Source organism: Gudongella ferriphila (assembly GCF_046224405.1).
Classification (GTDB): Bacteria; Bacillota; Clostridia; order Tissierellales; family Tissierellaceae; genus Gudongella.
Genome location: NZ_JBJXRK010000041.1, coordinates 1 through 14,069, shown reverse-complemented (window position 1 = coordinate 14,069; position 14,069 = coordinate 1). Strand labels below are relative to the sequence as shown.

The following is a 14,069-nucleotide window of genomic DNA, read 5'->3' as shown; positions in this document are numbered from 1 at the left end:
GTCTCTTTTTTGATTCATAATTCTATATATTCCAAAATCTAAGTCTGCTTGATCAAACTGAAACATTTCTTTTAATAACTTTACAAACTTATCACGTTTCTCCTCTTTACTTGACATTAATGCACCTCCATCTTTACTCTGAATACCTTTAATTTAAATTTATTGTTCTTTCATTAGAAATCATTATTTATGTTCTCACCATCAAAGTGATATTCCAAAATATCTACAATATCACATCTAAAATACTCACAAATTCTCCCGAGTACTTCCATACTTACATTTTCATCTTTGCCTAATTTTGCAATAGTTGTAGTGCTCAGTCCCACAGCTTTTTGCAAACCACTTTTATTCATCTTTTTATCTATAAGGAGCTTCCATAATTTATCATAACTAAATCCCATTTTGCACCTCATTTCATAAATTATCTACATGTTCTTAAAGAAATACTCCATTATTGTAAATTATACTATACATAACATTAAATGTCATCATAAAAAAAGAACCCACAAGAAAGAATTATACTCACTTGTGGGTATGCTATTATATTTCCATAGATTTTACTACTTCTTTCCTTATTTTATCCGTAGTATTCTTAGTATCATTAGACTCTTCACTTAACAATCCTAATAAAGATTTTTTAGCACCTACTTCTTTATTATCCTCTTTCTTCTCCATCTCTTTGACCTTCATTGGTTTCTCTCTTATTAAATCATCTGAAATAACATTATTAATATCATTTCCCTGCTCCAGATCGAACTCTATATCATCGAATAAATCGTTTAATAGTGTAGCATCTGACTCCATATACTTCTCATACATCTCAATAAGAATTACATCGTCGTTAATGCCTTTTTCGATTGAAATAAGCGACTTTACAAATGATTCATAGTCTTGCTCCATCAATTCATTTAAAATGGTTTTAAGGTCATTTTTATGGCTCAACTCAGGCTTAACTTCAACTTTCTCTGTGGCTTGTCCTCTATACTCAGTTGTTGCTTCTTTGACCTCAGCAATTTTATCCAAGTATTCAATATTACTAAATGAATTTGTTTCTACTTCTTCTACAAAAGATAAGACACCTTCTTTAGCTACTATAAAATGATCAGCCATTTCAATATTTAGTCTTTTTATACCTTCATATAATGCTTGTGTGGACATAAGATCTTCCCTACTTGGGGTAGTTTTACCACTTGGATGATTGTGAAAGAGGATAAACCCCTTCATATTTTCTTCTCTTAGTAGATCCTTCAGTATAATTCTAGGATCAATTATAGATGAATTTACTCCTCCTTTAAATTGAGGGTTAAGATTTATAACATTATTATCTTGATCATAACTTAGATATCCAAGCACTTCTTGTTGCTCAAACTGAAATCCTAATTTCATTTTTTCCTTTATCAATTCTATATCTTCAATAATATTCAAACCTTTTAATTCTTGTCGTGCAAAGAACTCAGCATACTCATTAAATTTATCTAGTTGAGTATAGGTCATATTAACCTTATTTTGAGTTTCTTTAATTATCTCTGGATTTTCATCAAGTTGGTAACTATCACGTGCTCCATGTGAAGTATATTCTTCATTAGACTGTGAATATGTTAATCTATCTACTACTCTGAGCCTTATAGATTCCGAAAGATCAACAAAATTATCAACCCTAGATTCTTTAGAATTTTCGTGAGTTGCTATAAATAGATTTGCGGCTCCAGCTGACAATCCCTCTGATATAGCTCTCTTTATATCTGCTATCTGACTTAATCTCATTTTACAAAGATGAACTGGTCTATTTTTAGTGTCTACAAAGATAATTCTTGCACTATCCTTTGTTGGTGGTGTTATTTTACTAACTGTTTCAAATAATATTGTAGATGAACTTATATTTTTTCCCTTGTTCATTATTGACATCTTTGCATAGTCTAAAAATTCAAGGAGTGGACGTACTTCATCCACTCCTAGCTTCATTTTCTCATATAGTTCTTCTCTAGTATCACAACCAAAGGTTTTATAGAGATTAGTCATTGCTATCACCTACTTCTATATTAAATAGTGATAGCAACTCTCTTAATTCAATAACTTTCTCATCATCAGGTTTACTATGAACCAGTTCCAAAAGTTCATTGTAACTTTCTACTTCAAAATATTCTAGTAATTTATTCATTTTTGCCTCCTATCGCTCCCACGCATTTAATTTTTCTGATTCAATATTTATATCTTTTTTCATCTTTATAGACTTACTTTCAAGTCTCTCTAATAGGCTTTGCTTTGGTTTATTATCACCTATATAGTCATTGTCAGCCTTATAATCTTCTCTTTCATCTAAACTACCGTAGCATTGCACTCCTGGATCCTTAAAATCTGCATCATACCTATCTATGGCACCGTCATTATCCCTGTCAAAATCAAGTTCAACTTTAAATTTCTTTAAGTCTTCTGGTTTAATACTTACAAGGCTATCAAACTCTAAGAATTCTAATTGATAAGTTATTAAATCATTTAGTGATTGATAAGGTTCTTCATAAACTAACTTGCCATCAATATATTGTTTAAAGGCAGGATTTTCTAAATCTATTACTGCTTGTATCTGGTGCATGTTATCTTCTGTGGTGGTATAAGCTAAGCTAATATTAGATAGATCCTCAAATACGCTATCATCTACACTTGAATCATACTCACTGCTTATAAAATCACTGATAAGAGACTTTGCCCTATCTAATAATGAATCATCTTTTTCAACTTCAATTTTATCTGACATATTTAAAATGGATTCTAGTTCAGTCAGTCGTTGTTGCTTTACCTTTAAATCTTGCTCTGATACAAAAGGCTTTTCCACTTCTACTTTTGCCAATTCTAATTGAGATCTTACATTCTCAAGTTTTTCTTGTGAATCATTCATCTTTTTATCAATCCCTTCTAAAACATTATCTATTCTAGTTATATTGCCGTATAAATCTTCGCCAAGATTAACCCAATGTTTCATTCTATTTCCTAAGCTTACTTGATATACATTAGCAAATCGGTCATAGGATAGCTCCATATTCATTCCCCTATAGTTACCAATCAATTCTTTTTCAGATGATTTCTTCTCCTTACAAAGCTTCAATAAGGCTTTACCTGCCTCTTCTTTGTCTGGATACATAACACCTTTAATATCCATAGGAGTAAATATCTTTTTCCCATCAAGACCTACAGAAGTATTTTCTTTAACAGTTAATATATCTTTTTTATAGCCTTGTATCTTTTCTTCTAAAGATTTTATTTCTCTAGGATAATTTTTAGCTATCTTATCCTCTAACTTATATTTTTCACTAAGATAATTTGCCTTTAACATCTTTAACTTTGCTACTTGTACATCTAAGTCCATCTTTTCTTTTATTAGTGGATTACCTGTAGCTAAAGCTTTAATTTCTGCATAAGAAAGAGCAGATTCATCAACATCTTCTGCACTCCTAACTGGTGACTTTGATGTCATAATCTGCCCAATAAATTTTTGTTTATTTTCAACAAGCTGCCACAAGTAAGCATCAAAGGTATTTTCTGTAACATATCTGAATATGTGAACTCTCTCGTTTTGATTGCCTTGTCTAATTATACGACCACTTCTTTGTTCAAGGTCAGCTGGTCTCCAAGGACAGTCTAAGTCATGAAGTGCAATAAGTTTATCTTGACAGTTAGTTCCTGTTCCCATCTTTTGAGTAGAGCCAAGAAGGACTCGAACCTCACCTTCACGAACCTTTGCAAACAAAGTATCTTTTTGTAGTTCAGTTTTTGCATCATGAATAAATGCTATTTCTTCATCTGGAATTCCCTTGTCTATTAGCTTGTTTTTTACATCATCATATACATTAAACTCTCCAGCTTTAGGTGTAGATAAATCACAAAATATCAGTTGTGTCAGTCTTTCATCCATAGTATCTTTCCAGATGTCATATGTTTTTTGGGCACAGATACTGGCTTTATTATTATCATCATCTGGTAGCATGGGATTTAATAGTCTCTGATCAAGAGCAAGTTTTCTACCATCATTTGTTATCTTGAGCATATTATCTACTCTTGAATCAACAAGTTTTGCCCTAACTCTATCTGCTCGTTCTCCTAAACTCTCTACCATTTCTTTTTGAAACTCACTTGGTTTTACACTAATTGTTTCATATTGTGCTTCTGGGACAGGTAGATTAAGAACATCCGCTGTTTTTATATCTGCTACTTCTTTAAAGGTATTCATTAACTCAGGTAGGTTATAAAACTTAGCGAAACGAGTCTTAGGTCTATATCCAGTACCTTCAGGACTTAGTTCTATAGCTGTTACTGTCTCTCCAAATGTGGACGCCCATGAATCAAAGTGGGTAAGTCCCATTTTCTTAAGAGTATTAAACTGTAAATATCTTTGCATTGTATAAAGTTCAGTCATTGAATTCGATATTGGAGTACCTGTGGCAAATATAACACCTTTACCCTCTGTAATTTCATCAAGATACCTACATTTCATAAACATATCAGAAGACTTTTGTGCTTCACTAGTTCCAATACCTGCGACATTTCTCATTTTAGTATGAAGATATAGATTCTTATAATTATGAGCTTCATCTACATATAATCTGTCTATTCCTAATTCTTCAAATGTTACTACATCATCTTTTCTTGATGTATCGTTTAATTTACCAAGTTTAACACGTAAATTTTTCTTTGTTTTCTCCAATTGCTTAATAGAGAACTTATCCCCTTGATTAGCTTTTATTTCAGCTATTCCATCTGTTATTTCTTCTATCTGTCTTTCAATTTCATATCTTTGTCTTTCTATGCTCATAGGTATCTTCTCAAATTGACTATGACCTATTACTACTGCATCAAAATCCCCTGTAGCAATTCTTGAACAAAATCTCTTTCTATTCTTTGGTTCAAAATCTTTTTTTGTTGCTACTAATATATCAGCAGAAGGATATAGTTCTATAAACTCTGTACCGATTTGCTCTGTTAAGTGGTTAGGAACTACAAGTAAAGATTTATTACACAAGCCAAGTCTTTTGGATTCCATAGCAGATGCAACCATTTCATAGGTTTTTCCTGCACCTACACAGTGAGCAAGAAGGGTGTTTCCACCATATAGAGTATGAGCAATAGCATTTTTTTGATGTTCCCTTAAACTAACTTCTGGATTCATTCCAGGAAAATTCAAATGAGATCCTTCATATTCTCTCGGTCTAATTGAATTGAAGAGTTCATTATAGGTCTTTGTTAATCTGTTTCTTCTTTCTGGTTCCTTCCAAATCCAATCCTGAAATGTCTCCTTAATTAAATCTTGTTTCTGTTGTGCTAGCATAGTCTCTTTTTTATTAATTACACTAATTTCCTTACCTTCTGAGTCCGTACTTCTATCAAAAACTCTGACTTCCTTTAAGTTCAAGGTATCTTCAAGTATCTTATATGCATTCAAGCGTGATGTGCCATATGTTGTAATTGCCTTGATATTATCACTATCAACACTTTTCCCTTCAATATTCCAGTTAGAAGTATAAGAAGAGAATCGAACATTTATGTTCCATTTATGGTAGCCTGGTGTTTCAAATGTCTCAAACATAAATTTTTCTATATCTTCAGCTGGTATCCATGTTGTTCCAAGCCTAACTGATATTGCACTTGCATCTAAATCTTTTGGTTTTACTGATTCAAGAGCATCAATATTTACTTTAAGTTGCCTTATTTCTTTGTTAAGACTATCAAGTCTTTTAGGAAATACACCTTGTTCCTCTAATGCTTGTACATCATCTAATTTTGAATTGAGATTATTAGTGGCTATCTTTAATTTCTCGCGAATGTTACCACTTAAATATTCATCTGAGCTATAATACGTGTCGGATCCTGGATCTTTGAAGATCACTCCATATAGTTCATCTGCAATCTCTTCTTTAGGTATCCTTGCTAGCTCGACCATATAGTCTAAGTCTACTTTTGCTTTTTCATTGATACTCACTACAAGAGCCTCTTCTGCAGTTTCTACTTCTGTCAATGGAACACTTTTTCCGATAGTCCGTTTTGTAAATATAGCTGCCTTTTCTTTAAAGTTTCTTTCTGAATCTAAGACTTCTAGTGATGATATAAGCATTATTGATGAATCTTCTTCGAAAAGTTTTACATTTTTCTTATCAGATATCCTTCCAAACTCTTCAACAAATTTATCATATGCTGTATTTAACTTCTTCTGCCTTAATTTTATTTCATCATCTGAATAATCCTCTAACTGTGCTTCAATAATACTTCTCGTTAGTTCACGTATCTCTATCATGCCCAAGATTCTCTTTGTATCAATTTCGTTATATTCCTTTTTTATCATTATGGAATTTTCACGATAATAAATTTCACCATCAATATCTGTAAAGCTATAGTTTTTTGTATTTAAGTCTGCTGGTATAGTATTTTGTTCCTCTTCTACTTCATAAAGGCGACTAGCTACTATTTCTCCATCCAACTCATTAACTGCTACATCTAATAAGTTTTCTAGTGGAGTATCAATAGGTGTACATGTACTTTCTAATCCAAAAGGACCTGATTGTATTTCCATTTTCCCCAAAACCATATGAGGATTGTCTATGAAATACGAATTCATCCTTATTCCATCTTCATTTTCTCCAATATAAATCCAATCAGGCTCTATATCGATGATACGATCTCTTTTTTGAAAGAATAGTATGTCTGATGTTACTTCTGTCCCAGCATTAGCTTTAAAAGTGTCATTGGGGAGTCTAATTGCTCCAATTAAGTCAGCTCTTTCTGCTATATACCTTCTTACACTTTCGTTTTCTTTATCCATTGTACCTTTAGATGTAATAAAGGCGATTATTCCTCCTGGACGAACCTTATCCAAAGACTTAGCAAAGAAATAGTCATGAATAAGGAAATTGTTTTTTTCATACTTTTTGTCCAGTACACCAAATTGACCAAAAGGAACATTTCCTATTGCTACATCAAAAAAGCTATCCGGAAGATTGGTTTCTTCAAATCCTTGGATAGCTATATTGTTTTTTTGATAGAGTTGTTTTGCAATACGACCACTAATATCGTCTAGTTCAATACCATATATCTTACTATCTCTCATTGTTTCAGGTATTAAGCCCATAAAATTACCTATTCCACAACTAGGTTCTAGTAAGTTTCCTTCTCTAAAGCCCATATTCTCAAGAGTCTTATATATGGATTCTATAACAATTGGTGGAGTATAAAATGCACTTAGAGTTGATTCTCTTGCTTTTTCAAATTCATCTTCTGTTAGTAGTGTCTTTAAAATATTAAATTCAGAACTATTTGCTTCAAATGCCGAAGATAAACCTCCCCAGCCAACATATTTTGATAGTATTTCTTGTTCCTCTGGTGTAGCCATTCTATTCTCTGATTCAATTTCTTTTAATTTGCTTATTGCCTCTACATTCCTTTGGAATTTCTCTTTTGGACTACCAACTCCAAGAGTTTTATCTTTAATAACATAGTTATTTCGTGGTTGTTTCTCTATAAGATCTACTTCTTTAAGTGGTTCACTTTCATCTAGGTAATCACTTAACCGAAGCTCACCTTTTATATCTAGTAGTACATCTATCTTTTCTGACTCTTCAAAAGTTGTTCCTTTTAAAAATGGATATGTTACTCCATTAACTTCTAAGGTAATACCAGTATCAGTCAAATCAATGTCTCTAACATCCTTACCAGAAACAATTTGAAAGGCTCTGCCCACACCTACAGCAAGGCTTTCTGTATCAGTGTAAAACTCCCTAAATTCATCAAAACCCCGAATTATATCCGTGTCCACTATTTGAAAATCATTTGTAACTACAATATGAGGTCTTTCATCACCAGTAAAGTGACTTTCTAATAAAAAATATTCCTTACCATTAATCTTTTCCCTATCTAAAATATAGAAAGTATCTGAAAAGATATTAAAGACAATTCCTTCCTCCAACGCTTCTACTGTTGAATTTCTTTGTATAGGTAAAGCTTTTTCTACTAATTCATCAATAGCATATGTTGGTATTTCATCATCATAAATACTAAGTCTACCATTGGAATGAATATATGCGACATTTTTACTTTCTTCTGTTGAAACATTTATTCCTTTATCTTCATCCTCGCTATATATAAGCTTATAAGACCTATCAAATTCAATTTCTAAATCTACTTGATTAAGCCAATTAATACATTCATCAATTGTTTCAAACTCTTCAACACAAACTTCTTTTGAAGAGTAATCGAAACCAATCCACTTACCATTGTCATAGGTTAAATATAAGCCTATATCACTAATTTTATCTTCACTTAGATTTCCTTCATTTAATAAAGCTACTTCATCTTTATTAATAAAGGCAATACCATCAGTATTTAATTCTAGAAAACTTGAAATATTAGTTTCTTCTAAGTCAGCTTCCTCGTATTGTAATTCTCCATTAAAAGCAATTTCTAACTCAAGATCTGTAAGATTTCTCTTTAGTTCTGTATCTTTTAATTCTTCAAAAGTTTTAGGTGTAAAATTTAATAATCTTTCTGCTTTAATCTCCTTAAGTTCATCGATTGAAAAATATCCCCATTCAACTTCATGTCCAGCAACTAAGCCAAACGCTAAATTAGAATTTTGATCTAATTCAGTTAAATACCAAGTCCAATCCCTAAAAGGGACAAAATATATAGCTTGTACTACCTTATCTTTATTATCTATATCACTAGTACCTAATATATTTGGAACATTTTTAGCCATTCTCTCTGTGACTAAATTGTGAGGATTTTCATCAGGATCCCTATCTTGTATACCTTCACTTATTTCAATATCCAAAGTAGACTCTTCTTCTATGAATGAGTCATTATTTAGTGGGTTTTCTCTAATCTTTCTTTCGAATTCATCAATTTGCATTTTCTCAATAAATAATGGAAAGTTTACATTCTGAAGAGTAACTTCATCTTTATTAAACTCAAGTATTCTTAATTCTTCATTCCCTATATATACAATGTTATTAATTTTATAGTCATAGATTTTCCCTTCTACTTGAGATTCTAATGGCTGAACTTCGTCTAACGACTCTTCACTTAAATATCTCTGATAATTTTCCTTTTCTTTTGAATTGAAATACCTATCTGAAGCAATGAGCTCTTTAATTCTTGTTGCTACTTGAGACCAGGACAAATCTATATTTATTATGTCATCTGAACTATCACTACGTTTAGATAGATGTAGGCCTTTAGCATCATGGAAGGCACTGTCAATAAAGTCTCCACGATTTGGAGTTGAATGCCCTCCAATACCATATTCTTTTTTTAGGAAATCCATAGTCTCTTTTTTTGTATTATTCTCTTGAAAATGAGTATAGATTCTATACTTTCCATCTTGGAATCCAGAACCACGAGCTAATTCATCATCAATATTCTTTTGTGAAATAGAAAAGGTGGTAGATTCTATATCTACCACCTCTTCTATAATTTTTAATTGTTCATTTTCCGTAGGGAAGTCATCTCTTATGCGTATATCAGATCTTTCTTTATTGTTTCCTCCACTGAGTCCTTGATATTGTTCATCTCCTGAATCCATTTCAGCTGATCTTGTGCTTTCAGTTCCTCTGTTACCTTCCAGTTCTCTTGGTATTGAGGAATCATTACTTCCTTCATTTTCTCTGCCGATTCCTGAACTTCCAATAAATGATCTACTAATGTCCCTTCCAACATCAAATTGCTGTGATAAGTCCTCTTGTTCTCCCTCAGATATTTCTCTCTCATCCTGGCGTATTTGCCCATCTTCATTTCCATCATTTCTACGTTGGGTATCAGTACCTCTCCCTTCATCAAATAGGTTCCTCCCACCCGCTCGTAACTCGTCTCTGCTATCTTGGGAGTGTAAACCCCCTCCTCCACTAGGTATGTCTTGTTGTTTATCTGAATCTCTTTCATTGTTTAAATTACCTCCTCTCAAAATTTCATTTGTGGACATTTCTATGTCCTTAATTGCATTATACACTACTTTATCATTTAAAGGCAACATATTATCGACATTATTTTGTCTTAAATTGATTTTGTCTAAAAGAATCTTTCTATCTCTAATGTCATCAATTAAATCTGATACTATCTCTGAACTATATGTTCCTAAGAGAGATAGAAGTCCTGAGGAAGAAAATAACGATATATCCCTAAATTCACTAGAATCAAAATAAAGGTTTGGATCTAGATTCATTCTTTCCATCATCATATAGGATGCTGAATTTTTTAATAGTCTTCTGGACATTTGATTTACTTCGTTTTGTTCAATTCTATCTATATAAGAATCTTTAATAGCCTCACTTATCTCCAATGAATAATCATAAAGTCTTTCTTCTACAAGATTATCCACTAGTTCTACTACTCTTTCTTCTAATGAGAGTGTAGGATCAATATTATACATCTCTTCAATATCTTTATAGGCTTGTTCATAGTCTTTGTTATACTCCCATATCTCAGGTGTTCTTCTTGTATATAGCGTTGGATGAGTATCTGCAATATCAAATACATATTTTAATCTTGGAGTTTCAGTACTGAAATCAGGAATAGGAATACCTTTAGCACCTTTCTTTACCCAGTGATTAAAAACTTTATTCCATGTCTCCATCGTGGCACAAGCTCTAGCATCTGGTCTATATGCGTATAATGCTACCTGCTCCGCAAAATTATATTTTGAGGTGTAGGAAGCAGAACTGAGAAAATCCATCCAACTTTCTCCATTACTACTAATTTCCTTCATTTTTTGTTTGGTAATTTCCCAAACTTTATAAGCTTTTGACATAAGTTCCTCCTTTCTTTGCAATAAAAAAAGACCACTAGGGTCTTTTTGTAAATATATATTTAATTTAAACTGTGTTCATTATGCTATTTATCATACACAAGAGTAATACTTATACTATTTTTTCTCTTTTCATTATATATAAATCTACACCTTGTATATTAAATGGTCCTAGTAGCTCATCATTTCCAAAATCTTTAATCGTATTTTTACTTAAATATCTGACAAATTGATTTAAGTCTTTCACATTTTCTTGGTGTTTTACTAAAGAAAATAGTTTTTCATCTCTTGAACAATAAGTATTAACAATAAATATAGCTCTTTTAATATTTCCCCTCTTTGCTTCTATTATTGTACCAGCAATAGCATGCAACAATTGATATCTAAGGTCAAAAGCTTTTTTAGTAATATTATCATCAAAAACATACTTCATTAATTTCTCAATTCTTTCAGGTGCATTTGTTTGCCCACCTTTAATTCTATAAACAATTTTCTCAATATAATAATCCTTAATCATATCGCTAAATGACTCATCCGCTTTTGCTTCAATGCTAATCAATACTGGTTCTTCATTATGTTTGACTAATAATAGCAAGTCATGTTGACGACCATTTCCTTTGTATCCATCAAGTTTGGTTTTGTATTCAGGTGAAGCCTTTTTAAATGTAATCCCATTAAATTCAGAGGTTGACCCTAGTAATCTTTCTAAATCTTTCCCCTTGTTGCTAGTCCAATCTTTAGCTAACTCTTTTGCACTTCTCCCATCTTTCCAATGATCTTCTTTTGCAGGTGGGCATTTGCTAAACCATTCATCTAAACTTGTTATAGGTTGGTTGGTATCAAAGTCCCTGCAAATTATCATGTTCCCCTCACATTCCTTTCTTGGTTTTTTATCGTTACTGTTATTACGGCTTAGTTGCATGTTTTACTAATATAACGAATTATCTATCTATATGTTGAGTTGCTTTTTAATTAAACTGTGTTATTTCTTTTTATTTTTTAATACAAACAAAGCTATTATTATAAAGATTATTGAAATTGCACCTAATACAAGTTTATTATTAATAATATCAGATTGTGTTTTACTGTTTTCTAATTTTAATGCATTCTCTTCCTCCACAATTTTAGAATCAATCGGCTCTATTTCGTCTTCTTCTACATCTTTAGAATCAATTGACTCTGTTTTTTCTTCATCTATTTTCTTTTGTGCCTCAAAGTATTTTCCCTCATTGATATATTCTTCATATCGAACTACCATATCATACTTTTCACTGACAAGATTTAAGGATTTGTAATCATCAGAAGAGGCTTTAAATACCCACCCATCATCTATCTTATTATCATATAATAAAACAGCTACAATATAATCCCCTATTTTAGGTTTTTCATCTGCTCCATAATAATTATCAAATATTTGTATTTGTACCTCTGATTCCATAATACTCCCCATCATAACAGTCGAAGGTATTATGGTAATTGTATCTTCAGTGATAGAAGTTATTTCTCCTATAAATAGTGCCTTTTGATGGCCTAACATAATTCCTTCAGGTATATCTCCTGCAAAGGCATTTGTACTTATAAATAATAACAATACACAAGTAAATATAGAAATTCTTTTTATCATTCTTGCACCTCCTTAAAATACTTTTCATTTCGTCTAATAATACTGATGTCCAGCTAAACATTATCCAACTCTTTAATAATGAAGATCATATTACAACCCTGCATATATATGTTCAGATGCTAATTCTATTTATAAACGATAACTGAAATATTTGATATCCCACATTTCATTAAGCCTTCAAACCATAATAATATTTTATAAATTATCAAGTAGAGAAATCCAGAAATAGCAGTATTTATAATATTTAAAATCTAAATATTGATATATAGATATTTCTCATCAGTAAAGACTTAATGGATTGTATAGTTTATTATCTATTGTTTTTTAAAAATATTGTAAATTCTTCTCCAATTGGTTTAGCATTTTTGTTCCAGCTTCCTTCTTTCTCAGTGATTTCAAATCCATATGGAACTAAAGTAATTGATGTAGCATCATCAGATAAATCTCTATTTAAATTAGAATAACTCAAAACTATTTCCCCATTATTTTCCCCTTGTATCTTGAATCTTACCTCATTACCCAAATTATCATAACCTATTAAGCCAACAGCATAAGACTCTTTACAATCTTCTTGCATTGTTCCATATATCTTTTGATTTACTGGATTATATCTAAATTCATTTAACTTATATTTTTGTTTCCCTATATTGAAAACATAATTTATTGGCAGTGAATAGGACTCTGCAGTTAAATCTTTTCCATTTGCAGTAAATTCAAATTCCCATTTGCCCTTTGTTTTTTCTTCTCTTGAATTATTTAAATCATCTTTTATATAATAATACTTTAAATCTTTTAAGATTATTTTTATATCAACACTTTCTTTGATACTAATATCCTTAGCTTCAACTGAAAGAGTCTTTATAAACCTTGTTCCAGAATCATCAATATTTATATTGCTGCCCCCTGAATAATTACTTATTAATTTTTCTCCATTAATAAAAATTTCATAACCTAAGCTAATTCCATCTGATGGGATATTCGTACTAATGATTGTTGAGAAAAGTAATTCATCTTGATCTATTATTACTTCTGTTAGTTTTACTTCTATACCATTCTCTTCTACAGTTTGATTTATTACATTAGAGTAGGGTTGGATATCTCTTTCTATGTGAAGAGCCTTTCCTATAGAATAGGATATCTTTGAAATTTTTGACTCAGCTATTGCATAAACAGACTTCCCTAAGTCAGTTTGACTTATAATACCTACTGTTAATAATAGCGCAACTGCTATAGAACCAATTCTTTTTAAATGAAACTTCCTTTTTTGACTTTTATTAAAATTATTTTTAATTTTTTTCTTTTCTATATCATTTAACTCTTCTTTTTTATAATCTTCAATGTCAAAATCCATCTCATTTAAAAGATCATATATGTTTTTAGAATTTTTCATTTTTATATCCTCCTTTATCATTAATTGTATTACGCATTTTCTTTTTACCTCTTGAAAGCCTATTATATAAAACAGTCTTACTTAACCCTGTATCTTTTGATATTTCATCCATATCTTTGCCTTCAAAATATAATTTTTTAAAGATTTTTCTATCTTCGATTGATAGATTATTAAGCATATTTTCTGTTTCTTCACTAATTTCATCTTTTAGAATTTCTTTTAAAGTGCCATCCTTTATAGAGATTTCAATATCTTCAATATTTCCATTTTCTAAATCT

At 31.1% G+C, this 14,069-nt stretch carries 8 protein-coding genes; all 8 read right to left on the bottom strand.

Translation table 11 applies throughout. The annotated features are described in order from the left end of the window. Window positions 1-173: 173 nt before the first annotated feature. Window positions 174-401 carry a helix-turn-helix domain-containing protein gene (locus tag ACKVDP_RS13025; protein WP_409229324.1) on the bottom strand — a complete coding sequence of 76 codons (228 nt, stop codon included), beginning with the start codon at window positions 399-401 and terminating at the stop codon, window positions 174-176. 139 nt (window positions 402-540) lie between these two features. Beyond that, the gene (locus tag ACKVDP_RS13020) at window positions 541-2,019 is read right to left on the bottom strand and encodes a JAB domain-containing protein (RefSeq protein ID WP_409229323.1); all 1,479 of its coding nucleotides are present in this window, start codon (window positions 2,017-2,019) and stop codon (window positions 541-543) included. Then, the gene (locus ACKVDP_RS13015) at window positions 2,012-2,158 is read right to left on the bottom strand and encodes a hypothetical protein (protein WP_409229322.1); all 147 of its coding nucleotides are present in this window, start codon (window positions 2,156-2,158) and stop codon (window positions 2,012-2,014) included. Before ACKVDP_RS13015 ends, ACKVDP_RS13020 begins: the two co-directional genes overlap by 8 nt. Window positions 2,159-2,167: 9 nt before the next feature. Then, the gene (locus ACKVDP_RS13010; protein ID WP_458306251.1) at window positions 2,168-10,780 is read right to left on the bottom strand and encodes an Eco57I restriction-modification methylase domain-containing protein; all 8,613 of its coding nucleotides are present in this window, start codon (window positions 10,778-10,780) and stop codon (window positions 2,168-2,170) included. A 109-nt stretch (window positions 10,781-10,889) separates the two neighbouring features. Continuing rightward, window positions 10,890-11,639 (bottom strand): DUF6946 family protein, encoded by a 750-nt coding sequence (locus tag ACKVDP_RS13000; protein WP_409229321.1) that lies wholly within the window; start codon window positions 11,637-11,639, stop codon window positions 10,890-10,892. Window positions 11,640-11,759: 120 nt separating this feature from the next. Continuing rightward, entirely contained in the window at window positions 11,760-12,401 is a 642-nt protein-coding gene (locus tag ACKVDP_RS12995; protein WP_409229320.1) for a hypothetical protein, read from the bottom strand. Between the two features lie 310 nt (window positions 12,402-12,711). After that, entirely contained in the window at window positions 12,712-13,791 is a 1,080-nt protein-coding gene (locus tag ACKVDP_RS12990; RefSeq protein ID WP_409229319.1) for a DUF4179 domain-containing protein, read from the bottom strand. Then, on the bottom strand, window positions 13,778-14,069 hold a 292-nt coding region (locus tag ACKVDP_RS12985), incomplete at its 5' end, for a sigma factor-like helix-turn-helix DNA-binding protein (protein WP_409229318.1). The genes ACKVDP_RS12990 and ACKVDP_RS12985, both read right to left, overlap by 14 nt.